This window comes from Streptomyces sp. NBC_00459 (assembly GCF_036013955.1).
Lineage (GTDB): Bacteria > Actinomycetota > Actinomycetes > Streptomycetales > Streptomycetaceae > Streptomyces.
Map to the genome: position 1 here is coordinate 2,477,717 of NZ_CP107903.1, position 22,565 is coordinate 2,500,281.

The following is a 22,565-nucleotide window of genomic DNA, read 5'->3' on the forward strand; positions in this document are numbered from 1 at the left end:
GGTTCGACCGGTCAGATGCTCTCCGGGGTCAGGCGTACCTGGTTGGCCGGAATTGAGCCCTCTGGAGAAGTGGTTGTGAGGGCGCTTCCGCCCTGCCACTTCTTCCAGTCCAGGTTCCAGTCGCCGAACCCGTTGCCGAAGGTCTCCATCGTGTTGCCGTCGGAGTTGACGACCTTGACGACGTCGCCTTCCCGGACGTTGTCGAAGAACCACTCGGCGTTGCCGGTGCTCATGCCGGTGCAGCCGTGGCTGACGTTGGCGGAACCCTGGGAGCCCACGGACCACGGGGCGGCGTGGACGTACTCGCCGCTCCAGGTCACCCGGGTGGCGTAGTAGACCGGCAGGTCGTACGAGTCGGCACTGCCCTCGGCTATGCCGATGCTGGTGCCGCGCATGCGTACGAAGTACTCCTTGCCGAGTACGACCTTGACGCCGTTGCGGGTCTCGAAGCCGGGCTTGCCCGTGGTGACGGGGATGGTGTTGATCACCTTGTCGTTCTTGTAGACGGTCATCTCGTGGGACGACGCGTCCGTGACGGCTATGACCCGGTCGCCGGTGGTGAAGGTCAGGGGCTTGGCCCTGCCGCCCCAGAGCCGGTCGGCGACCTTGATGCCGGGCAGGTTGCTGCGCACGTGGACGGTGGCCCGGGCGGGCCAGTACTCCTTGGGCCGGAAGTGGAGTTGCTTGTCGTCCACCCAGTGCCACGCGCCCTCGGTGGTGGGGGTCGAGTCCACCTTGAGGGCGCGCTCGACTATCGCGCGCTGCGCCTTTCCCCGTACGGGTTCGCTGAGTTCGGCCGTCACCGGCTGCCCCACGCCGTAGGTGCCCGCCTTCGGGCCGAAGGTGACGTTCAGCCGCTTCTTGGTGGTCGGCCTGCTGGTGTCGAAGGTGCGCGTCTCGCGGCCGGGGGCGCCGTCCTCGTCCTCCGTGCTCACCCGGACCGTGTAACGGGCGCCTGCGGCCAGGGGGGAGGTGCTGTGCCAGCGGCTGCCGTCGGCGGAGAGTTCGCCGGCCACGTAGCGTCCGGTGGCGTCGACGGCCGTGACGTCCGTGATGCGGTCGTCGGAGTCGTCGGAGGTGATCTCCAGCGGTTTGTCCGGGTCGGCCTTCTTGCCGTCGCCGACCGAGCCGCCGAAGGAGATCTGCTCAGCCGCGTCGTACGGCTTCGCCGAGAGGGGATGGCCGCCGGAGCCGCAGGCGCTGGTGGACGCGCCCAGGGCGGCCACCAGGAGGGTGCAGCTGACGACCGTACGGTTACGCGGTGAGTGCCTCATGCCCTCACGCTAAGAACGTGCGGCGGCCTCGGCGCGTCGGGTGATCCGTGCGAGGGAACGAGGGTGTGGCAAAAGAGGGAGCCCGGACTCTCCTGACGGAGTGTCCGGGCTCCTCTGAGCACTGAGCGTGTTACTGGGTGCGGTTCTCACCGCGGTAGTACTCGAAGACCCAGCCCCACAGGCCGATCAGAAGGATCGGGGCCGCGAAGTACGCCAGCCACCAGCCGATCGCGACGCTCAGGAACAGAAGCGCGCCGCCGATGCCCAGTGAGAGCGGCTGCCAGCTGTGCGGGCTGAAGAACCCGACCTCGCCGGCGTCGTCCGCGACATCCGCTTCCTTGTTGTCCTGGGCGCCCACGTCGACCCGCCGGGCCGTGAAGGCCAGGTAGTAGCCGACCATGATGCACAGGCCGAAGGCCAGGAAGAGCGCCGTGGTGCCCGCCGGCTCCTTCGACCACACGCCGTAGACGATCGCCATGGCGAGGACGAAGACGGCGAGCCAGATGAACATCTTGCCCTGGACCTTCACTTGCCCGCCTCCTTGCTGCCCGCGAGAGCCTTCTCGCCGTGCCCGGCGTTCTCCAGCTGGTCGAGCGCCGCGATCTCAGGGTGGTGCAGGTCGAAGGCCGGGGATTCGCTGCGGATCCGCGGCAGGGTGAGGAAGTTGTGCCGCGGGGGCGGGCACGAGGTGGCCCACTCCAGCGAACGGCCGTAGCCCCACGGGTCGTCGACCTCGACCTTCTTGCCGTACTTCGCGGTCTTCCACACGTTGTAGAGGAACGGGAGCACGGAGAGACCGAGCAGGAACGAGCTGATCGTCGAGATCGTGTTCAGCGCGGTGAAACCGTCCGCCGCGAGATAGTCCGCGTACCGGCGCGGCATGCCCTCGGCGCCCAGCCAGTGCTGGACGAGGAAGGTGCCGTGGAAGCCGATGAACAGGGTCCAGAACGTGATCTTGCCGAGGCGTTCGTCGAGCATCTTGCCGGTCATCTTCGGCCACCAGAAGTGGAAGCCGGAGAACATCGCGAACACGACCGTCCCGAAGACGACGTAGTGGAAGTGCGCCACCACGAAGTAGGAGTCCGAGACGTGGAAGTCCATCGGCGGCGAGGCCAGGATGACACCGGTCAGGCCGCCGAAGGTGAAGGTGATCAGGAAGCCGGTGGCCCAGAGCATCGGGGTCTCGAACGACAGGGACCCCTTCCACATGGTTCCGATCCAGTTGAAGAACTTCACGCCTGTTGGTACGGCGATGAGGAACGTCATGAAGGAGAAGAACGGCAGGAGGACTCCGCCGGTGACGTACATGTGGTGGGCCCACACCGTCACGGACAGGCCGGCGATGGCGATGGTCGCGCCGATCAGGCCCATGTAGCCGAACATCGGCTTGCGGGAGAAGACCGGGATGACCTCGCTGATGATGCCGAAGAACGGCAGCGCGATGATGTACACCTCCGGATGCCCGAAGAACCAGAACAGGTGCTGCCACAACAGGGCACCACCGTTGGCGGCATCGAAGATGTGTGCGCCGAATTTCCGATCCGCCTCCAGCGCGAAGAGCGCGGCGGCGAGAACGGGGAAGGCGAGCAGGACGAGGACCGCGGTCAGCAGCACGTTCCACACGAAGATCGGCATGCGGAACATGGTCATGCCGGGTGCGCGCATGCAGATGATGGTGGTGATGAAGTTGACCGCGCCGAGGATGGTGCCGAAGCCGGAGAAGGCCAGGCCCATGATCCACAGGTCGGCGCCGATGCCCGGGGAGCGGACGGCGTCGGAGAGCGGGGAGTAGGCGAACCAGCCGAAGTCGGCAGCACCGGAGGGGGTGAGGAAGCCGCCGACCGCGATCGTCGAGCCGAACAGGTACAGCCAGTAGGCGAACATGTTCAGCCGCGGGAACGCGACGTCGGGGGCGCCGATCTGCAGCGGCATGATCCAGTTGGTGAAACCGGCGAACAGCGGCGTCGCGAACATCAGCAGCATGATCGTGCCGTGCATCGTGAACGCCTGGTTGAACTGCTCGTTCGACATGATCTGCAGACCCGGCCGGGCCAGCTCGGCGCGCATGAACAGCGCCATCACGCCACCGATGCAGAAGAACGCGAACGACGTCACCAGATACAGCGTGCCGATCGTCTTGTGGTCAGTGGTCGTCAGCCACTTGATGACCACGTTGCCGGGCTGCTTGCGCCGTACCGGCAGCTCGTTCTCGTACGAGTCCTCAGCTGCGACGGCACCCTGGGGTTCGTTGGTGATGCTCACAGGTTCGTCGTCTCCCGGTTCTTCTCGTGGCTCGTCTGCGCGATGCCGGCGGGAATGTAACCGGTCTGCCCCTTCTTGGCGAGGTCCTTGAGGTGCTGCTCGTAGCGCTCGGGGGAGACGACCTTCACGTTGAACAGCATCCGGGAGTGGTCGACGCCGCAGAGCTCCGCACACTTGCCGAGGAAGGTGCCCTCCTTGTTGGGGGTCACCTGGAAGGCGTTGGTGTGGCCCGGGATGACGTCCTGCTTCATCAGGAACGGCACCACCCAGAAGGAGTGGATGACGTCACGCGAGGTGAGGACGAAGCGGACCGTCTTGCCCTTGGGCAGCCAGAGGGTCGGGCCGGGGTTGCCGGTCTGCGGGTTCTTCGTACCGGGAGTGCCGACGTCGTAGACACCGCCGGCGTTGGCCGGGAAGTCCTTCTTGAACCGGTCCGGAATGGCGGCCAGGTTCTCGTCGGTGTTCGCGTCGCCGGTGGAACCCTCGACGTTCTCGATGTAGTTGAAGCCCCAGCTCCACTGGAAGCCCACGACGTTGACCGTCAGGTCGGGCTTCTTGGAGGTGTCGAGGAGCTTCGACTCGTCACGTGCCGTGAAGTAGAAGAGCACCGAGACGATGATCAGCGGAACCACGGTGTACAGCGCCTCGATGGGCATGTTGTACCGGGTCTGCGGAGGTACTTCGACCTTGGTGCGGCTGCGCCGGTGGAACATGGCGCTCCACAGGATCAGGCCCCAGACCAGCACGCCGGTGGCGAGCGCGGCTGCCCAGGATCCCTGCCACAGGGAGAGGATCCGCGGAGCCTCTTCCGTGGTCGGGGTGGGCATACCAAGGCGGGGGAAGTCCTTGTATGTGCAACCGGTCGCGGTCGCCAGGACCAGGCCCGCAGTCAATGCCTGCAGCAGCTTCCGCCGCAACGGGCGCCGCGGCGTGGGGGTACCGCCCGCGCCCCCCAGGGCGTGGGGGAGGTCGGAGCCGTTGGGACTCACGTAGCGCCTTCCCGAGAGTCTCGCCCGCGCGGATCGGCTGCGGCCTGCCTTCTCGGGGTCGGTCGCCGCCCTGCGTCGGGCAGGGGTTTGGATGTTTATGCGGACCAAACCCTACTGGACGCAATTTGGGGTCGCGCGGGGAGGGTCCCCAACGCGCCGGGGGTCACCCCTAACGGGGTGGGATGCCCGGCTGGGGCTGCTTTCTGACGGGAGATCGGGGTGCCTGGCGGGGTGGGAGGGTCTGTGGTTCGGCGGGTGCGGGTGCGTCGTGGCTTGTCGCGCAGTTCCCCGCGCCCCTTCGGGTGGGGCCGCTTCCCCTTGTCGAGGACTTAGCGTTGGTTCGTGTCCTACTTCGATGCCGCCTCCTCGACCCCCCTCCATCCCGTTGCCCGGCAGGCCCTGTTGGCGTCCCTCGACGAGGGGTGGGCGGATCCCGCACGTCTGTACAGGGAGGGGCGGCGGGCCCGGATGTTGCTGGACGCCGCTCGGGAGGCCGCCGCCGAGGCGGTGGGGTGCCGTCCTGATGAGCTGACCTTCACTTCGTCGGGTACGCGGGCCGTGCACACCGGTGTCGCGGGCGCTCTCGCGGGTCGTCGTCGCGTCGGACGTCACCTGATCGTGTCAGCGGTCGAACACTCGTCGGTGCTCCATTCGGCGGAGGAATGGGAGGCGGCGGGCGGTGCGGTGACGACGGCCGCGGTGGATCGCGCCGGTGCCGTGGCCGTCGAGGCGTACGAGGCCGCCGTACGGGCCGACACGGCGCTGGCGTGTCTTCAGTCGGCCAACCACGAGGTGGGGACCGAGCAGCCGGTGGCCGAGGTGGCCGAGGTGTGCCGGGCGGCCGGGGTGCCGTTGTTCGTGGACGCGGCGCAGTCGCTGGGGTGGGCGGCGGTTCCGGGGTCCTGGTCGCTGTTGGCCGCCAGTGCCCATAAATGGGGTGGGCCTTCGGGCGTCGGACTGCTCGCCGTGCGCAAGGGGGTGCGGTTCGCGGTTCAGGGGCCCGTGGACGAGCGGGAGTCGGGGCGGGCGGCCGGGTTCGAGAACCTTCCGGCGATCGTCGCGGCGGCGGCCTCGTTGCGCGCGGTACGGGCCGAGGCGGCCCAGGAGGCGGTACGGCTGCGGGAGCTGACGGAGCGGATCCGGGTGCGGGTGCCGCAGCTGGTGACGGACGTGGAGGTGGTCGGCGATCCGGTGCGGCGGCTGCCCGGTGTCGTCACCTTCTCCTGTCTCTATGTCGACGGGGAGACACTTCTGCACGAGCTGGACCGCGCCGGTTTCTCCGTCTCCTCCGGCTCGTCCTGCACGAGCAGCACGTTGACGCCGAGCCATGTGCTGAGGGCGATGGGGGTGCTGAGCGAGGGAAACGTGCGGGTGTCGTTGCCGGTCGGGACCCCGGCCGAGGAGGTCGACCGGTTCCTCTCCGTGCTGCCGGGCGCGGTGGCGACCGTACGGGAGAAGCTGGGCGCGCCGGCTCCGGTGACGGTCCGGGAGAAGGACGCGCTCGTCGTGAACGCGCTCGGCAAGCGGTGCCCGGTCCCGGTGATCGAGCTGGCAAAGGTCATCGGCGATGTCCAGGTGGGCGGCACCATCCGCGTCCTCTCGGACGACGAGGCGGCCCGCCTGGACATTCCCGCGTGGTGCGAGATGCGGGCCCAGGAGTACATGGGCGAGCAACCGGCGGAAAAGGGAACGGCATACCTGATCCGCCGGTTGAGCTGACCGACTGCTTTTAGGGGCGCGGGGCTGTATCGATTTGCGGCTGCCGCCGCGTGAGCGCGACCAGCCCCCACGCGCCCGCAGACGACACTCCGCACTCAGCCCAGATGCCCCTGAACCTCGCCCGCAGCCTCGTCCCCGTACGCCTTGCGGAAACGGTCCATGAAGTGGGCGCGCTGGAGCTGGTACTCCTGGGTGCCCACCGTCTCGATGACCAGCGTGGCGAGCATGCAGCCGACCTGCGCGGCCCGCTCCAGGGAGACGCCCCACGCCAGGCCCGACAGGAACCCCGCGCGGAAGGCGTCGCCGACGCCCGTGGGCTCGACCTTGGCCTCCTCGTCCGGGCAGCCGACCTCGATCGGTTCCTCGCCGGCGCGCTCGATGCGTACGCCCCTGGCGCCGAGGGTGGTCACGCGGGTGCCGACCCTGGTGAGGATCTCGGCGTCGGACCAGCCGGTCTTCGACTCGATGAGGCCCTTCTCGTACTCGTTCGAGAAGAGGTAGGCGGCGCCCTCCAGCAGGACCTTGATGTCGTCGCCGCCCATGCGGGCGATCTGCTGGGAGAAGTCGGCGGCGAACGGGATGGACCGGGTGCGGCACTCCTCGGTGTGGCGGAGCATCGCCTCCGGGTCGTCCGCGCCGATCGAGACCAGGTCGAGGCCGCCGACGCGGTCGGCGACGGTCTTCAGCTCGATCAGCCGGGCCTCGCTCATGGCGCCGGTGTAGAAGGAGCCGATCTGGTTGTGGTCGGCGTCGTTGGTGCACACGAAACGCGCGGTGTGCAGCGTCTCGGAGATACGCACCGACTCGGTGTCCACGCCGTGGCGTTCCAGCCAGGCGCGGTACTCGTCGAAGTCGGCGCCGGCGGCCCCGACCAGGATCGGCCTGGTGCCGAGCTGGCCCATGCCGAAGGCGATGTTCGCGCCCACGCCACCCCGGCGTACGTCGAGGTTGTCGACCAGGAACGAGAGCGAGACCGTGTGCAGCTGATCCGCTACGAGTTGGTCGGCGAAACGGCCGGGGAAGGTCATGAGGTGGTCGGTGGCGATGGAGCCGGTGACTGCGATACGCACGACGGGGACACTCTCCTGCGAGGGGAGGGGGATTGACAGTTCACGCTACCCGGTCGACCCGTGCTCGCTGTAGCGGCAAAACTACCCGATAGTAGATCTTTCTCGGCCGGGTATCCGGTGCATACGGTTCCGCTATGACGAACTTCAAGGTTCACCAGGCCCTTCAGGTCCAGCAGATGCACTCGGGACCGGGTGCCGCGACGCACGACCTCGAAGGGGATCTGGCCTCCCTGCGCGGCGACTGCGCCCGGATGACCCCGCACTGGGCGGCCCCGGAACGGATCACGGCCGTGCCCGTCTCCCCGTCCCGGATCCACGGCGTGACCGTCCCGCCCGCCTCGGCACGGCTCGTGGACGCGATGTCCGAGTACGGCGACTAGCCGGGCCGCGACGGTCGGCACCCCGTCGGGCAGCGCTCGACGGGAACCGCGCGCTCCCCCGTTGCGTCCCATCGCTGTCCCCCGTAAAGAGGACGCGGTGTACGACCCGTCGGTGCCTGTCGGTGACAGGACCGGTCGGTCGGGACAGCCGGGACAGCTGGGAGCCGAAGGAGCGATGCGGTGAACACCGAGCGACCCGATCACGACGACGCCGATACCGATGCCGCCTCCGGGGCGGAAGCGGACGGCACCACCGAGGCCGCGCAGGCGGAGAGCGACGCGGAGCGCCCGTCCCGGCGCCGGTCCCCGGTGCTCGTCGCCTCGGTCGCCGCCGCGGTCCTGCTCGTCGGGGGTGGCGGGGCGTACCTCACCGCCGGACTGGCCGGCGGCTCGAACGACGACGACCGTACGGACACGTCGGCGCCGGGCGGCGACGGCACCACTCCCCCGCCGCTGGCCCTCGACGGCTACACCGGGGGCGGTACGGGTGACACGGGGGGCACAGGCGGTACGAGCGGTATCGCGCCCGGTGAGCCCGACCCCAACGGCGTGACCTACCGGGCGGACGGCGCGCTGCCCGCCGGGCCCGCCTCGGCGCCGGTGTACACGACGGCGAAGAACGGCGCGGAAACGATCACGGCCGCCGAGGTGACCCGGCTGGCCGGGGCGCTCGGTGTCGAGGGGAAGCCGGTGACGGAGGCCGACAGCTGGCTGGTCGGCACGGCGAAGGACGGGACGGGCCCGTTCCTGCGGGTGAACAAGCAGGCGCCGGGGACCTGGTCCTTCAGCCGGTACCTTCTCGGCGGTCCCGACAACTGCAGGAGCACGACCGTGTGCGCGCAGAAATCCGGCACCTCCGCCGAGGGGACGGGCGTCGATCCGGTGAGCGAGGCGGTGGCGAAGAAGGCCGTGGCGCCAGTCCTGAAGGCGGTCGGCCAGGACGACGCGAAGCTGGACGCGAGCCAGGTCATGGGCACCCAGCGGGTGGTGAACGCCGATCCGGTGGTCGGCGGGCTGCCCACCTACGGCTGGACGACCGGCCTCCAGGTCAGCGCGCAGGGCGAAGTGGTGAGCGGCAGCGGCCAGTTGGCGACGCCGGTGAAGAGCGACACGTACCCGGTGCTCGGCGCCAAGGCGACGCTGGCCCTGCTCAACGAGCCGGGGGCGGTGGCGTCTCCCGAGCACCGGATGGGCATCGGGGGCTGCGCGAGCCCCGTACCGCTGAAGGACCGCCTGGAGGCGCCGTGCGGGACTGCGACGACGGCGCGGAAGGAGACGCTCACCGTCGACAAGGCGGTGTTCGGTCTGGCCTCGCACTCCGTGTCGGGGCGGCCGGCGCTGGTGCCGTCGTGGCTGTTCGAGGTACGGGCGCAGGGTGCCGCCGAGGGCCACACGGTGACGTATCCGGCGATCGACCCCCGGTATCTGGCCGGGGCCACGACAAGCGCGGAGCCGTCCCCGACGGCGACTCCGACCGCGCCGGGCGACCAGCCGACGTCCGGGACGACGACGCGCGGCACGAAGATCGAGGGCTACACGGTCTCCGGCGACGGCAGGGAGCTGACCGTGGGCTTCTGGGCCGGGGTGTGCAGCGACTACTCGGCGTCGGCGAAGGAGGAGGGGGGCGAGGTGACGGTGACGGTGACCTCGAAGTCCGAGAAGGGCAAGATCTGCATCATGATCGCCAAGGCGGCGTACAAGACCGTGCGGCTGGACGAGCCGCTGGGTGACCGGAAGGTCGTGGGGACGGACGGACAGGCGATCCCCGAAGGCGACTTCGCCAGCAGGTGATTTCGCCGACAAGCGATCCGGCCGGGCCCTGCTCGGCTCCCCCGGTACACGTGAAGGCGGCGCCCCGTTGGAGGGGGGCGCCGCCTTCACGTAACGGCCTGATGGCCCTACGGCCTAGCTGAAGGAGTCACCGCAGGCGCAGGAGCCCGTCGCGTTCGGGTTGTCGATCGTGAAGCCCTGCTTCTCGATGGTGTCGACGAAGTCGATGGAGGCGCCGCCGAGGTAGGGAGCGCTCATACGGTCGGTGACGACCTTGACGCCGTCGAAGTCCTTGAGAACGTCACCGTCGAGGGAACGCTCGTCGAAGAACAGCTGGTAGCGCAGGCCCGAGCAACCGCCGGGCTGGACCGCGACACGCAGGGCGAGGTCCTCGCGGCCTTCCTGGTCGAGCAGGGCCTTGACCTTCGCCGCGGCGGCGTCGGACAGGATGATGCCGTCGGTGACGGTGCTGGTCTCGTCCGATACGGACATCTACATCTCTCCCGGGTTGTACGGAGACTTCTGCCGACGAGTGCAACCGGCGGGGCCGCGGATTCATTCCGGGCCGAGAGTCTGTTGTTTCCGCCTGACGTTTCCGTCCGACGATTCCGTCTGACTTTTCCGTTCTCCTCTCCATGCTCGCACACGCGCGGAAGCGCGAACAGCGACCTGTGGACGGGCTCCGGTCGGGCTCCGGTCGGGCTCCGGGATTCATGTCACATCGACGCTATGAACCTCGTCAAAGTGACGTGAAGGGGTTACGATAGATAACGTCAATTAGACGAAAAGGCGTGAACAGTAGAACAGAAAGGGTGCGTGTCGTGACCACCGCCCAGACCCAGGACCTCGACGTACAGCCGACGCCCCTCGCCCTGCTGCTCCTCGGCCGTGAGGCCGACCCGCGGAGCGAGCGTGGCGTGGAGTGCCCCGGCGACCTGCCCTCCCCCTCCGACCCTGACCTGGTGGCACGTGCCCGTGCGGCCAAGGAGAAGCTCGGCGACAAGGTCTTCGTCCTGGGCCATCACTACCAACGCGACGAGGTCATCCAGTTCGCGGACGTCACGGGCGACTCCTTCAAGCTGGCCCGGGACGCGGCGGCGCGTCCGGAGGCGGAGTACATCGTGTTCTGCGGTGTGCACTTCATGGCGGAGTCGGCGGACATCCTGACCGGCGACGACCAGAAGGTGGTCCTGCCGGACCTGGCCGCCGGCTGCTCGATGGCGGACATGGCGACGGCCGAACAGGTTGCCGAGTGCTGGGACGTCCTGACGGAGGCCGGGGTGGCCGACCAGGTCGTGCCCGTCTCCTACATGAACTCCTCAGCGGACATCAAGGCGTTCACGGGCAAGCACGGCGGCACGATCTGTACGTCGTCGAATGCCGAGCGCGCCCTTGAGTGGGCCTTCGAGCAGCGGGAGCCCGGTTCAGCGAAGGTCCTGTTCCTGCCGGACCAGCACCTGGGCCGCAACACGGCGGTACGGGACATGGGGATGTCGCTGGACGACTGCGTCCTCTACAACCCGCACAAGCCGAACGGCGGCCTGACGACGGAGCAGCTGCGCAACGCGAAGATGATCCTCTGGCGGGGCCACTGCTCCGTGCACGGGCGCTTCAGCGTCGACTCGGTGAACGACGTCCGGGAACGGATTCCCGGTGTGAACGTCCTGGTTCACCCCGAGTGCAAGCACGAAGTGGTGGAGGCGGCGGACTACGTCGGCTCGACCGAGTACATCATCAAGGCGCTGGAGGCGGCCCCGGCCGGCTCCAAGTGGGCCATCGGGACCGAGCTGAACCTGGTACGCCGTCTGGCGAACCGTTTCGCGCCCGAGGGCAAGGAGGTCGTCTTCCTCGACAAGACGGTCTGCTTCTGCTCGACGATGAACCGCATCGACCTTCCCCACCTGGTCTGGACCCTGGAGTCCCTGGCGGCGGGCAAGCTGGTGAACCAGATCTCGGTGGACCGGGAGACGGAGGCGTTCGCGAAGCTGGCGCTCGAGCGGATGCTGGCGCTGCCGTAGGCGGGTGGACGCCGGAGCCCGCGCCCATTTCGGGCGCGGGCTCCGGCGCGCAGGTGGACGGCGGCCATCCCGCCTCACACCTTCGTGGCCGCCGTAGGACCAGTGGGCGGCAGACGTGAAGTTGGCCGTGACCAGCCATGCAGCGAACGCGGGTCAGACACCCGCCGGCTCCAGCACCTCCGGCTTCGGCTCGCGCTTCGCCGCCTTCTTCTTCGCCCGCCGTTCCTTCCGCAGTTCCACCACCGCGTACAGCGTCGGAACCAGCAGCAGGGTCAGGGCCGTTGACGTGATCAGGCCGCCGATGACGACCACTGCCAGCGGCTGGGCGATGAAGCCGCCCTCGCCCGTCACGCCCAACGCCATCGGGAGCAGGGCGAAGATCGTCGCCAGAGCCGTCATCAGGATCGGGCGGAGGCGGTGCCGGCCGCCTTCGACCACCGCTTCGACCACGCCGTAGCCCTGGCCGCGGTACTGGTTGATCAGGTCGATCAGAACGATCGCGTTCGTCACCACGATGCCGATCAGCATCAGCATGCCGATCATCGCCGGGACGCCCATCGGGGTGCCCGTGGCGACCAGCAGGCCGATCGCGCCCGTTGCCGCGAACGGGATCGACACCAGCAGGATCAGTGGCTGGACCAGGGAACGGAACGTCGCCACCAGGAGCATGAAGACGATCGCGATCGCCGCCAGCATCGCCAGCGCCAGGTTCTTGAACGCGTCGTCCTGGTCCGACGACACCCCGCCGATCTCCGCCGTCGCGCCCGCGGGGAGCTTGAGGGCGTCCAGCTTCGAGGTGAGGTCCGCGCTGACCGCGCCCGTGTTGTCGCCGGTCGGGCGAGCAGTGATCGTCGCGGCCCGCTGGCCGTCGATACGGGTCATCGACACCGGACCGTCCACCAGTTGCACGTCCGCGATGTCGCCCAGCTTCACCGCGCCCAAGCGCAGCGCCTTCAGGCCGTCCAGCGTGTCGGCCGGCTTCGCCGACCTGATGACGACGTCGCGCTCGGTGTCGTCCAGGGTCGCCCTGGCCGCAGTCGTGCCCTTGACCGCCTCGGCCACCGCCGCGCCCAGCGTCTGCTGGTTGTAACCGGCCGCCGCCGCCTTGGAGTTGGCCCGCACCGAGATGCGCGGCACGCTCTGCGCCAGGTTGCTGGTGACGTCGGTGACGTCGTCCAGGCCCGCCACCGTGTCGCGGACCTCGTCCGCCGCCTTGCGCAGGACGTCCGCGTCGGCCGCCTTCACGACCACCTTCAGGTCCTGGCTGCCGAAGCCGTCACCGGCCGCGATGGTGGTCGTACCGATGCCGGAGAGCTTCCCCAGTCCCTCTTCGATCCTGTCCTGGACCTCGTCCGCCGATGCCGAGTCCTCCAGCATGACCTGGTAGGAGGCCTGGTTGGTGTCGGTGCCGCCGCCGAAGGCCGCCAGGAAACCGGACGAACCGATCGTCACCTGGTAGTCCCTGACGCCCTTCACGTCCGCGAGCAGCTGCTCGACCTTCCTCGCCTGGACGTCCGTGGCCGCCAGGCTGGTGCCCGGCTTCAACTGCTGCTTGACGGTCAGGACTTCCTGCTCACCCTGGTCGAAGAAGTTCGTCTTCAGGAGCGGTGCCATGCCGAAGGTGCCGATCAGGACCACCGCCGCGATCGCCACGCTCGTCAGACGGCGCCGGGTCGCGAAGCGCAGGACAGGCACGTACACCCGCTGGAGCCTGCTCTTCGCCTCCTTCTCCTCCGCCAGCCTGCGGGCCTCGTCGGCGTCCTCGGGGGTGTCCTTCGGGGCGCGCAGGAACCAGTACGAGAGGACCGGGACGACCGTGAGCGAGACCAGGAGCGACGCCAGCAGGGCCGCCGTCACCGTCAGGCTGAACGCGCCGAACAGCTGGCCGACCATGCCGCCGACCAGGCCGATCGGCAGGAACACCGCGACCGTCGTGAGCGTCGAGGACGTCACCGCGCCCGCGACCTCCCTGACCGCCTTGAGGATGGCCTCCTGGCGCTCCTCGCCGTAGCCGAGATGGCGCTTGATGTTCTCCAGGACCACGATCGAGTCGTCGACGACCCGGCCGATCGCGATCGTCAGCGCGCCCAGCGTCAGCATGTTCAGGGACAGGTCCCTGGTCCACAGGACGATCAGGGCCAGGACCACCGAGAGCGGGATCGAGACCGCCGTGACGAGGGTCGAGCGGATCGACGCCAGGAAGACCAGGATGACGATCACCGCGAAGAGCAGGCCGAGGCCGCCCTCCGTCGTCAGGCCCTTGATGGACTTCGCCACCGCCGGTCCCTGGTCGCTGACCACCGTGATCGTGGCGTCGGTCCCCAGGTCCCCCCGCATGTCGGCGAGCTTGGCCTCGACCGCGTCCGAGATGGACACCGCGCTGCCGTCGTTGTCCATCGTGACCGTGACGGCGAGGCTCGGCCTGCCGTCCGTACGCGTGATCGAGTCGGCCTTCGCCGACTCCTGCTTGACGGCCGCCACATCGGCGAGGCGTACCGGCCTGGTCCGGGTACCGGGCGCGCCCGTGACCATCAGGTCCTCGATCTGCTCCACCGAGGTGAAGCCACCGCCGACCTGGACCGTACGGTTGCTGCCCGCCTCGTCGAAGGAGCCCGCCGGGACGGTGGCGCCGCCCGCCTGCAGTGCCTGGGCGAGGGCGGTGGAGTCGAGGCCCGCCGCCGCCAGCTTCCGGTCGTCCGGGGTGACGGTGACCTGGACGTCCCGTACGCCGTCGACCGTGACCTGGCCGACGCCGTCGATGGCCCGCAGGTCGGGGACCACCGTGCGGTCGAGCCGGTCGGCGAGGGCCTGCTGGTCCTGGTCGGACGTGACGGCGAGGACGACCGTCGGAATGTCGTCCGTCGAACCGGCGACGACCTGCGGGTCCACGTCGTCCGGGAGCAGCACGCGGGCCCGGTTGACGGCCTGCTGGACGTCGGCGACCAACTGCTTGGTGTCGTTGCCGTAGTCGAAGGACGCCGTGATCAGGGCGTTGCCCTCGCTGGCGGTGGAGGTGACACCGGTGATGCCGTCGACGCCTTCGAGGTTGTCCTCGATGGGCTCGACGACCTGCTTCTCGACCACATCGGGGGACGCACCCTGGTAAGGCGCCAGGACGGACACCACCGGGAGCTCGATGGTGGGCAGCAGCTGTTGCTTGAGCTGCGGTATCGCTATCGCCCCGAAGACGATCGCGACGATCGACATCAGCCCTATCAGGGCCCGTTGCGCGAGGCTGAACCTGGACAGCCAGGACATGGATGAGCGTCTCTCTTCTGTGGCCTGAGCGGAGGAAGGACGCAGGTGTGACACCTACACATCTGCATGTGCGTGTCACACAGATGAGCGCCCGCTCCTACACCCTGGGCCATGGAACACCCCTGTTCCCTAGACCCCAGGTCCCGTTTCCTTACCCGGTCCCTACTCCGGCCGCAGTACGCCCCGCGGAACTCACTCCACCCTTGGACGTACCAGTCCCGACTCGTAGGCGATGACGACGAGTTGTGCCCTGTCCCGGGCGCCCAGCTTGGCCATGGCCCGGTTGACGTGCGTCTTCACCGTCAACGGGCTGACCTCCAGCCGCTCCGCTATCTCGTCGTTCGAGTGCCCGCCGGCGACCTGCACCAGCACCTCGCGCTCCCGCCCGGTCAACGCGTCCAGCCGCTCGGCACGGGCGGGGTCACGGCCGTCGTCCAGCACGTCGCCCTGCGCGAGGAACTGGGCGATCAGTCCCTTGGTGGCGGCCGGCGACAGCAGCGCCTCGCCCCCGGCGGCGACCCGGATGGCGTTCAGCAGCTCGTCGGGCTCGGACCCCTTGCCGAGGAACCCGGACGCGCCCGCGCGCAGCGACTGCACCACGTACTCGTCGACCTCGAACGTCGTCAGCATCACGACCCGTACATGCGCGAGCCCAGGATCCGCGCTGATCAGCCGGGTCGCGGCCAGTCCGTCGGTGCCCGGCATCCTGATGTCCATCAGCACGACGTCGGCGCGCTGCTCCCGCGCGAGCCGCACCGCCTCCGCCCCGTCGGACGCCTCGCCGACCACCTCCATGTCGGCCTCCGAGTCCACGAGCACGCGGAAGGCGCTGCGCAGCAGTGCCTGGTCGTCGGCGAGCAGGACACGGATCGTCATGGGCGGTCCTCGTTGAATCGGTGCGTCGGCGGGCGGTGGTCTGTGAGGGTCGTCCGTCAGGCGGTTCTCTGTACGGGGGTGCCCGCGCCGTCCGCGGGACGCGGCCTGCTCTGCACCGGCAGGATCGCATGCACCCGGAAGCCGCCTCCGTATCGGGGACCGGCGGTGCAGCCGCCGCCGACCGCGGTGACGCGCTCCCGCATCCCGAGCAGGCCGTGCCCGCCGCCCTCCTCCGGGCCGTCCTGGCCCACGCCGTGCCCCGGCCCGTCGTCCAGCACGGTGATCTCGATGTTCGGCCCCACCCGTACGACGCTGACCTCGGCCTTGGCCTCCGTCCCCGCGTGCTTCTGTACGTTCGTCAGGGCTTCCTGGATCACCCGGTAGGCGGCCAGGTCGATGGCCGCGGGGAGGGTGGTGTCCTGGTCGGCGCGGGCGACCTCGACCTGGAGTCCGGCGTTGTGGAAGGTGCCGACCAGCTCGTCGAGCCGGTGCAGACCGGGGGCGGGCTCGGTGGGTGCCTCCGGGTCCCCGGACTGGCGCAGCAGCCCGACGGTCGCGCGCAGCTCGTTGAGCGCCGAGCGACTGGCCTCCCGTACGTGGGCGAGGGCCTCCTTGGCCTGGTCGGGGCGCTTGTCCATGACGTGCGCGGCGACTCCGGCCTGGACGTTGACGAGGGCGATGTGGTGGGCGACCACGTCGTGCAGGTCACGGGCGATGCGCAGCCGCTCCTCGGCCACGCGTCGGCGGGCCTCCTCCTCGCGGGTGCGTTCGGCTCGCTCGGCGCGCTCTCTTATGGCGTCGACAAAGGCACGGCGGCTTCGTACGGCGTCCCCGGCGGTCGCGGCCATGCCGGTCCAGGCGAAGATGCCGAGGTTCTCCTGCGCGTACCAGGGGAGGGGGCCGGCCAGCATCGCGGAACCGGTGAGGACGGTCATCGTGAGGAGGCCGACGCGCCAGGTGGTGGGGCGGTCGGTGGTCGACGCGACGGTGTAGAGGGCGATCACCGCGGACATCGCGACGGGGGCACGGGGGTCTGCGATCACCGACTCGACGAGGGAGGCGACGCCGGTGACCGCGAGCACCTTCATGGGGGCGCGTCGGCGCAGGACGAGCGCCGCGGCGCCGAGCACCATGAGGACAAGGCTGAGGACGTCGGGGGTGCGGGCGGTCCAGGAGCCGTCTTCCTGTCCGTGCGGGTCGACGAACGAGGCGCCCAGCATGCAGAGGAGGACAGCGGCGGCGAGGGCCACGTCCAGCGCGAGGGGGTGCGCTTTCAGGTGGCATCGGGCTCGCTGGAGGGCGTTCACGTTTGTCAAAGTAGCTCACCTGGGTGTTACTGGGGGTTGCACCCCCAGGCCCCTGCTACGGCCCTGTACGGGCCTTGTCCTCAATCGCCGGACGGGCTGAGATGCGGAACCTCACCCCGGGATCAAGCCGTCGTCGCCCAGCATCTCCCGGACCTCCTCCAGCGTCGCGTCCGGCGACGGGAGGATGAGGTCCGACGGGTCCAGGGCCTCGTCCGGCAGGGGCTCGCCGAGATCGCGGACCCTGTCCAGCAGGAGGTGGAGGGTGCGGCGGAAGCCCGGGCCGTCGCCGAGCTCCATTTCCGCCAGGAGTACGTCGTCCAGCTTGTTCAGTTCGGTGAGGTGGCTGTCCGCCAGCCTCACCTGGCCCTCCCCCATGATCCGTACGATCATGTCGCCCTCCTCAGGCGTGGCCTACCACTCTGGGACCGCTGTGGGTCACTGCTTGTCGAAGCGCGGAGTGTCCTTCGGCTGCTGCTGGCCGCTGCCGCCCTCGATGGCCTGCTGCCCCGACGACGAACCGCCGGCCAGCTCCGCCTTCATGCGCTGCAGCTCCAGCTCCACATCCGTACCACCGGAGAGCCGGTCCAGCTCGGCCTGGATGTCGTCCTTCGCCATGCCCGTGGGGTCGTCGAGGGCGCCCGAGGCGAGCAGCTCGTCGATCGCACCGGCGCGCGCCTGGAGCTGTGCCGTCTTGTCCTCGGCCCGCTGGATCGCCAGGCCCACGTCGCCCATCTCCTCGGAGATGCCGGTGAACGCCTCGCCGATCCGGGTCTGGGCCTGGGCGGCGGTGTACGTCGCCTTGATCGTCTCCTTCTTGGTGCGGAAGGCGTCGACCTTGGCCTGGAGGCGCTGCGCCGCGAGGGTGAGCTTCTCCTCCTCGCCCTGGAGGGTCTGGTGCTGTGTCTCCAGGTCCGTCACCTGCTGCTGGAGGGCGGCGCGACGCGAGAGCGCCTCGCGGGCCAGGTCCTCTCGGCCCAGCGCGAGCGCCTTGCGGCCCTGGTCCTCCAGCGTGGAGGACTGCTTGTTCAGCTGGGCGAGCTGCAGCTCCAGGCGCTTGCGGCTGGTCGCCACGTCGGCGACTCCGCGGCGCACCTTCTGGAGCAGCTCCAGCTGTTTCTGGTACGAGTAATCGAGGGTTTCGCGCGGGTCCTCGGCCCGGTCAAGGGCCTTGTTCGCCTTCGCGCGGAAGATCATCCCCATACGCTTCATGACACCGCTCATGGGCTTCGCGCGCCCCCTTCTGACGGACTCCAGCTCCAGCACCTGCAACAGGACCAACAGTACGGGCCCTGCCTCTATTACCGCACTGTTCCGGGCCCGATGCGCTCATCCCCAAGGACGACTGCGATCTGTCCCACTCCGGCGTAGGGAGTAGGTGACCCCCTACTGTCTGTCTCTGTGTCTGTACCTCTGTCTGTCTTCTAGAGACGACCGGTGTTGCCGGATCGTTCCCCACTCGGCTGGGGTCCATGCCCCGAGACCCCTTACCCTTGGGTTTTGTGTTCCGTAGCCGCGCCAAGGAAGAGAAGGCCCCCGCCGACAAGGCGGCCGTGACCGACTCCAAGCAGACCCGTGACCCGCAGGCCCCGAAGGGCAGGCCCACTCCCAAGCGGAGTGAGGCCCAGTCCCAGCGCCGCAGCGTGGCCAGTACGCCCAAGACGCGCAAGGAGGGGGTCAAGCGGCAGCGTGACGAGCGCCGTGCCGCGATGGAGCGTCAGCGCCAGGCGCTCGCCAGCGGGGACGAGCGTTATCTCCCCGCCCGCGACAAGGGCCCGGTGCGCCGTTTCGCGCGCGATTTCGTGGACTCGCGCTTCTGTGTCGCCGAGTTCTTCCTGCCGATGGCCGTGGTCATCCTCGTACTGAGCATGGTGCGGGTCGGCGCGCTGCAGAGCATCGCGCTGCTGCTGTGGCTCTTCGTGATCGTGCTGATCATCGTCGACTCGGTCTTCATCGCGTTCCGGCTGAAGAAGCAGCTGGCCGAGCGTCATCCGAACGAGCGGACGAAGGGCGCGGTCGCCTACGCGCTCATGCGTTCTCTTCAGATGCGTCGCCTCCGGCTGCCGAAGCCTCAGGTCAAGCGCGGAGAGCGGCCCTGAGCACTACGTCGTTCTCCGGGGGCGCGGCGGATGCCTGGCTGGACAAGCTGGGCGGGCTGCGGAATGTCGTACGGCAGGAACTGGTTGCCCGGCAGCTCGACGAGCAGATAGCCGGGCGGTTCCCGGTCGGGCAGCGGCTGCGGGTGCTCGACGTCGGTATGGGTCAGGGCACGCAGGCACTGCGGCTGGCCCGGGCCGGCCATCAGGTCACCGGTGTCGAGAAGGACCCGAGGATGCTCGGCGCGGCCCGGGAGGCGCTGGCCGCCGAGCCCGAGGGCATCCGTGACCGCGTCCGGCTCCTGGAGAGCGACGGCCGCGACACCGGGGTGCACTTTCTGCCGGGCAGTTTCGACGTCGTGCTCTGTCATGGCGTACTGATGTACGTCGAACTGCCGGACGCCCTGCTGGCGGGGCTGGCGCGGATGCTGGCGCCGGGCGGGCTGCTGTCGCTGCTGGTGCGCAACGGCGACGCGCTGGCCATGCGGCCGGGGCTCTCCGGGGACTGGGCGGGTGCGGTGGGTGCCTTCGACACCGACTCCTACACGAACCGGCTCGGCCTTGAGGTGCGCGCGGACCGGCTCTCCACCCTCACCGGCACGCTCGCGGGCATCGGGGCGCCGCTGCACGCGTGGTACGGGGTGCGGGTGTTCACGGACACGGCGGACGACTCCGTCGAGGTTGTTCAGGCCGAGGTGGACGCCCTCCTGGCCGTGGAGGAGCGGGCTGGGCGGACCGATCCCTATCGGCAGGTTGCTGCGTTGTTGCACTTGTGCGGCGTGCGGGGCTGATTCCCGGGTGCTTCATATGCGGGTCCGTCGGGGCTGGTCGCGCAGTTCCCCGCGCCCCTGAGACGCCCCTGAAGGGGCGCTTTTAGGGGCGCCCCTTCAGCACCGCTACGCCTCCTGGGCGTCCTTCAGGCTCATCGGGCCGTAGATCTGTGTGGTGTCCTCGAACAGCCGTACCTGGTCCGCGCCGCCCGCGAGAAGGTCCTTCCAGTACTCGCCGATCCAGGACTCGGCGTCCCCCTGCGTCGTGAACTCCTCGGGCTCCACCGCGGGCTGGACCTCCGCCCCGTCGGTCTTCTCGAACCGCCACGTCCATGCCGCCATGTACGCCTCCAAGATATGAACCGCTGCAGACCAGGAGCCGGATCTTGATCCGCTCCAGCCCCCGAGCCTAGCCGGACGCGCAAGACCTGCGGGGACACGCGAAAATCAGGTTCGTGGAACTCACTCTGCTCGGTACCGGTGCCCCCGCGGGTCTTCCCCGCCCCGACTGTGCGTGCGCGGCCTGTAGCGGCGCGCTCGGTGTGCACGCGCGGGCGGCCACCGCGCTGCTCGTGGACGGCACGCTGCTGCTCGACCTCACCCCCGGCGCCGTACTGGCGGCGGCGCGCGCCGGGCACTCGCTGGGCGGTGTGCGGCAGGTGCTGCTGTCGCATCCGCACGACGGGCCCGCCGTCGAGGTGCCGGCGGGGCTCCCGCAGCCCGGACGGGTGCCGGACGGGCGGGAGTTGGCGCTGCTGACCGGGCACCGGGTGCGCGCGGTCCCGATGGACGCGCCGGGTACGGGGTACGCGGTGACCGGTCCCGACGGGCAGCGCCTGCTGTATCTGCCCCCGGGCGCGGCGCCGGCCGGGCTCGACGGGACCGGTCCCTCGTACGACATGGTCCTCGCGGACGTCGTCGGGCGGCCTGACGCCCTGGCCCGGCTGCGGGCGGTGGGCGCGCTCGGGCCGGCCACGGATGTGGTCGCCGTCCATCTGGACCATGACGTGCCGCCGGGTGCCGAGCTGCGGCGTCGGCTCGCGGCGGCGGGCGCGCGGGCGGTGGCGGACGGTACGACGTTGACGGTCGGGGTCTACGAGGACGTACCGGACGTGCCCCGGCGGACGCTGGTGCTGGGCGGGGCGCGGTCCGGGAAGTCGGTGGAGGCGGAGCGGCGGCTGGAGGCGTTCCCGGACGTGCTGTACGTGGCCACGGGCGGGACGCGCAACGGGGACGGGGAGTGGGCGGCGCGGGTGCACGCGCATCGGGAGCGGCGGCCTGGTTCGTGGCGTACCACCGAGACCTGTGACCTCGTACCGCTGCTGAAGGACGTGGGGGCGCCGCTGCTCATCGACTGTCTGTCGCTGTGGCTGACGGACGCGATGGACCAGGTGGGGGCGTGGGACGACGCGGAGTGGGCGGGGGGCGGGGAGAAGGAGTTGCGGAGGCGGGTACGGGAGTTGACGGCGGCGGTCCGGTCCACGCGACGGACCGTGGTCGCCGTGTCCAACGAGGTGGGGTCGGGGATCGTGCCGGCGACGGCGTCCGGGCGCCGGTACCGGGACGAGCTGGGGCGGCTGAACTCGGCGTTCGGGGCCGAGTGCGAGCACGTGCTGTTGGTGGTGGCCGGGCAGGCGGTGCCGCTGCGGGGGTGAGGGGCGCTGCCGCGGGCTGGGCCGGCTTTCGGCTGCGGGCCCGGTGGGACTGGTCGCGCCAGCGCGGCGGTAGCCGCAAATCAAGTACAGCCCCGCGCCCCCAAAGGCGCCCCGGTCGGCCGGAGGTCGCAGGCCGGTCGCAGCTATGTGAGAGTGCCCCTCCTCGCGATGATCCGGTACGTGTTCGCGAAGCGGGTTCTGCGCAGGAGCGGGGCCAGTGCGTGGTCGAGGACCGAGGCCACCGCCAGGAAGGGGACCGCCGCCCGGAGCAGAGGTGTGCGGCGGGCCGGAAGCACCCGGGTCACCGCCAGGGTGAGGGCGCCTGTCAGGTCGTAGGGGACATGGGGTGCCCGGCGGTCCGTCGCGATGATCGTGCAGTGCTGGGACTCCAGTTCCGCCACCAGGTTGGCCAGCGGCATGAGGTGCAGGTGGCGGGGCTGGGCGTACCAGGGCCACCACTTGCCCAGCAGAGCGCCGAACGCGCAGTGCGGGTCCGGGACTTCGATCAGGAGGTGGCCGCCGGGGCGCAGGGCCCGCAGGGCGGCGCGGAGTTCCTCGCGGGGGTCCGGGGTGTGTTCCAGGTGGTGGAACATGCTGACGACGTCGTAGCGGGCGTGCAGGCGGTTGACGATCTTCTCGTCGGTGAGGCGGCCCCGGTGGGCCTCCTCGATGTGGCCGGATGCGCGGGCCTTCTGGACGCGGCGGGTGGTGTCCACGCCGTCGAAGGCCGTGTACGGGAAAAAGCGCTTCGCCGCCGCCGGGAAGGCTCCTTCGCCCGTCCCCACGTCGAGCCAGCTCTCCGGTTCCGGGAAGGGGAGCATCGCCCGGGCCGCGGCACGGTGGCGGCGGGGCGCGACCGGGTGCGGGACGTCGGGCAGGTCCTGGTGGTGGAGGGCGAGGCCCTCCGCGGTGAGGCGCGGGTTCTGGAAGGCGTGGGCGCAGTCGCGGCACTCGTCGACGACGAACGTGCCCGGCCCGCGCCGCCGGAGGTCAGACGTGCGCAGGCGGGTGCGCAACCGTCTGGATCCGCACCAGGGGCAGTCCTCGCGGCGCGGTTCGTGGAACCCGTCGGTCCCGGTCTCCTGCGGGGCGGTCGCCTTGGGGGCGGGGGACATGGGCGGCTC

The 22,565-nt window shown here is 69.8% G+C and carries 20 protein-coding genes; 7 read left to right on the top strand and 13 right to left on the bottom strand.

Annotation, left to right across the window (positions count from 1 at the left end; genetic code table 11):
* Positions 1-11: 11 nt before the first annotated feature.
* The 4 genes from OHN74_RS10860 to ctaC form a co-directional block, all read right to left on the bottom strand.
* Positions 12-1,274, bottom strand: coding sequence for a L,D-transpeptidase (locus OHN74_RS10860; RefSeq protein WP_327694340.1), 1,263 nt, complete (start codon positions 1,272-1,274; stop codon positions 12-14).
* Positions 1,275-1,404: 130 nt separating this feature from the next.
* A complete protein-coding gene (locus tag OHN74_RS10865) occupies positions 1,405-1,803 on the bottom strand; it encodes a cytochrome c oxidase subunit 4 (RefSeq protein ID WP_053743865.1) in 399 nt (132 codons plus the stop codon).
* The gene (gene ctaD / locus OHN74_RS10870; protein ID WP_327694341.1) at positions 1,800-3,536 is read right to left on the bottom strand and encodes an aa3-type cytochrome oxidase subunit I; all 1,737 of its coding nucleotides are present in this window, start codon (positions 3,534-3,536) and stop codon (positions 1,800-1,802) included. The genes OHN74_RS10865 and ctaD overlap by 4 nt, the downstream gene beginning before the upstream one ends.
* The gene (gene ctaC / locus OHN74_RS10875; RefSeq protein WP_327694342.1) at positions 3,533-4,525 is read right to left on the bottom strand and encodes an aa3-type cytochrome oxidase subunit II; all 993 of its coding nucleotides are present in this window, start codon (positions 4,523-4,525) and stop codon (positions 3,533-3,535) included. The genes ctaD and ctaC overlap by 4 nt, the downstream gene beginning before the upstream one ends.
* A 342-nt stretch (positions 4,526-4,867) precedes the next feature.
* Here ctaC and OHN74_RS10880 point away from each other — a divergent pair, with 342 nt between their 5' ends.
* Entirely contained in the window at positions 4,868-6,244 is a 1,377-nt protein-coding gene (locus OHN74_RS10880) for a cysteine desulfurase/sulfurtransferase TusA family protein (protein ID WP_327694344.1), read from the top strand.
* Positions 6,245-6,339: 95 nt separating this feature from the next.
* On the opposite strand, the gene OHN74_RS10885 is transcribed toward OHN74_RS10880, so the two are convergent.
* Positions 6,340-7,314 (bottom strand): carbohydrate kinase family protein, encoded by a 975-nt coding sequence (locus tag OHN74_RS10885; protein WP_327694346.1) that lies wholly within the window; start codon positions 7,312-7,314, stop codon positions 6,340-6,342.
* 134 nt (positions 7,315-7,448) lie between these two features.
* Between OHN74_RS10885 and OHN74_RS10890 the strand changes: the two genes are divergently transcribed.
* Positions 7,449-7,694 (top strand): hypothetical protein, encoded by a 246-nt coding sequence (locus tag OHN74_RS10890; protein ID WP_443060365.1) that lies wholly within the window; start codon positions 7,449-7,451, stop codon positions 7,692-7,694.
* A gap of 180 nt (positions 7,695-7,874) precedes the next feature.
* Positions 7,875-9,485 (top strand): hypothetical protein, encoded by a 1,611-nt coding sequence (locus OHN74_RS10895; protein ID WP_327694347.1) that lies wholly within the window; start codon positions 7,875-7,877, stop codon positions 9,483-9,485.
* 114 nt (positions 9,486-9,599) lie between these two features.
* On the opposite strand, the gene OHN74_RS10900 is transcribed toward OHN74_RS10895, so the two are convergent.
* Positions 9,600-9,956: an iron-sulfur cluster assembly accessory protein gene (locus tag OHN74_RS10900; protein ID WP_006380335.1), complete on the bottom strand. Its 357-nt coding sequence runs from the start codon at positions 9,954-9,956 to the stop codon at positions 9,600-9,602.
* A 329-nt stretch (positions 9,957-10,285) separates the two neighbouring features.
* Here OHN74_RS10900 and nadA point away from each other — a divergent pair, with 329 nt between their 5' ends.
* Positions 10,286-11,482, top strand: a complete 1,197-nt coding sequence (nadA, locus tag OHN74_RS10905; protein ID WP_327694348.1) for a quinolinate synthase NadA — start codon at positions 10,286-10,288, stop codon at positions 11,480-11,482.
* Between the two features lie 153 nt (positions 11,483-11,635).
* Here the strand turns inward: nadA and OHN74_RS10910 are convergent, their stop codons facing one another.
* From OHN74_RS10910 to OHN74_RS10930, 5 genes are all read right to left on the bottom strand, one after another.
* Complete coding sequence (locus OHN74_RS10910; RefSeq protein WP_327694349.1) at positions 11,636-14,740, bottom strand: efflux RND transporter permease subunit; 3,105 nt, start codon at positions 14,738-14,740, stop codon at positions 11,636-11,638.
* A gap of 192 nt (positions 14,741-14,932) precedes the next feature.
* Positions 14,933-15,616 carry a response regulator transcription factor gene (locus tag OHN74_RS10915; protein ID WP_327694350.1) on the bottom strand — a complete coding sequence of 228 codons (684 nt, stop codon included), beginning with the start codon at positions 15,614-15,616 and terminating at the stop codon, positions 14,933-14,935.
* 56 nt (positions 15,617-15,672) lie between these two features.
* Positions 15,673-16,923, bottom strand: coding sequence for a sensor histidine kinase (locus OHN74_RS10920; protein ID WP_327694351.1), 1,251 nt, complete (start codon positions 16,921-16,923; stop codon positions 15,673-15,675).
* Positions 16,924-17,034: 111 nt separating this feature from the next.
* Positions 17,035-17,313 carry a PspA-associated protein PspAA gene (gene pspAA / locus OHN74_RS10925; RefSeq protein ID WP_327694352.1) on the bottom strand — a complete coding sequence of 93 codons (279 nt, stop codon included), beginning with the start codon at positions 17,311-17,313 and terminating at the stop codon, positions 17,035-17,037.
* Positions 17,314-17,358: 45 nt separating this feature from the next.
* On the bottom strand, positions 17,359-18,144 hold the full coding sequence (locus OHN74_RS10930) for a PspA/IM30 family protein (RefSeq protein ID WP_327694353.1): 786 nt from the start codon (positions 18,142-18,144) through the stop codon (positions 17,359-17,361).
* A gap of 248 nt (positions 18,145-18,392) precedes the next feature.
* Here OHN74_RS10930 and OHN74_RS10935 point away from each other — a divergent pair, with 248 nt between their 5' ends.
* Positions 18,393-19,019: a DUF3043 domain-containing protein gene (locus OHN74_RS10935; RefSeq protein ID WP_327694354.1), complete on the top strand. Its 627-nt coding sequence runs from the start codon at positions 18,393-18,395 to the stop codon at positions 19,017-19,019.
* An 80-nt stretch (positions 19,020-19,099) separates the two neighbouring features.
* The gene (locus tag OHN74_RS10940) at positions 19,100-19,807 is read left to right on the top strand and encodes a class I SAM-dependent methyltransferase (protein WP_327700070.1); all 708 of its coding nucleotides are present in this window, start codon (positions 19,100-19,102) and stop codon (positions 19,805-19,807) included.
* Between the two features lie 105 nt (positions 19,808-19,912).
* On the opposite strand, the gene OHN74_RS10945 is transcribed toward OHN74_RS10940, so the two are convergent.
* On the bottom strand, positions 19,913-20,128 hold the full coding sequence (locus OHN74_RS10945; RefSeq protein WP_189152012.1) for a hypothetical protein: 216 nt from the start codon (positions 20,126-20,128) through the stop codon (positions 19,913-19,915).
* 113 nt (positions 20,129-20,241) lie between these two features.
* Here OHN74_RS10945 and OHN74_RS10950 point away from each other — a divergent pair, with 113 nt between their 5' ends.
* Positions 20,242-21,441 carry a bifunctional adenosylcobinamide kinase/adenosylcobinamide-phosphate guanylyltransferase gene (locus OHN74_RS10950; RefSeq protein ID WP_327694355.1) on the top strand — a complete coding sequence of 400 codons (1,200 nt, stop codon included), beginning with the start codon at positions 20,242-20,244 and terminating at the stop codon, positions 21,439-21,441.
* Between the two features lie 143 nt (positions 21,442-21,584).
* Here the strand turns inward: OHN74_RS10950 and OHN74_RS10955 are convergent, their stop codons facing one another.
* The gene (locus tag OHN74_RS10955) at positions 21,585-22,556 is read right to left on the bottom strand and encodes a class I SAM-dependent methyltransferase (RefSeq protein ID WP_327694356.1); all 972 of its coding nucleotides are present in this window, start codon (positions 22,554-22,556) and stop codon (positions 21,585-21,587) included.
* Positions 22,557-22,565: the final 9 nt, after the last annotated feature.

What these genes read in the sequence shown, in the direction of transcription:
- OHN74_RS10935 (WP_327694354.1), top strand. Translation starts at nt 18,393, where the DNA reads ATGCCCCGAGACCCCTTACCCTTGGGTTTTGTGTTCCGTAGCCGCGCC.
- OHN74_RS10900 (WP_006380335.1), bottom strand. Translation starts at nt 9,956, where the DNA reads ATGTCCGTATCGGACGAGACCAGCACCGTCACCGACGGCATCATCCTG.
- OHN74_RS10955 (WP_327694356.1), bottom strand. Translation starts at nt 22,556, where the DNA reads ATGTCCCCCGCCCCCAAGGCGACCGCCCCGCAGGAGACCGGGACCGAC.
- OHN74_RS10930 (WP_327694353.1), bottom strand. Translation starts at nt 18,144, where the DNA reads ATGAGCGGTGTCATGAAGCGTATGGGGATGATCTTCCGCGCGAAGGCG.
- OHN74_RS10910 (WP_327694349.1), bottom strand. Translation starts at nt 14,740, where the DNA reads ATGTCCTGGCTGTCCAGGTTCAGCCTCGCGCAACGGGCCCTGATAGGG.
- OHN74_RS10945 (WP_189152012.1), bottom strand. Translation starts at nt 20,128, where the DNA reads ATGGCGGCATGGACGTGGCGGTTCGAGAAGACCGACGGGGCGGAGGTC.
- OHN74_RS10860 (WP_327694340.1), bottom strand. Translation starts at nt 1,274, where the DNA reads ATGAGGCACTCACCGCGTAACCGTACGGTCGTCAGCTGCACCCTCCTG.
- OHN74_RS10890 (WP_443060365.1), top strand. Translation starts at nt 7,449, where the DNA reads ATGACGAACTTCAAGGTTCACCAGGCCCTTCAGGTCCAGCAGATGCAC.
- pspAA (WP_327694352.1), bottom strand. Translation starts at nt 17,313, where the DNA reads ATGATCGTACGGATCATGGGGGAGGGCCAGGTGAGGCTGGCGGACAGC.
- OHN74_RS10915 (WP_327694350.1), bottom strand. Translation starts at nt 15,616, where the DNA reads ATGACGATCCGTGTCCTGCTCGCCGACGACCAGGCACTGCTGCGCAGC.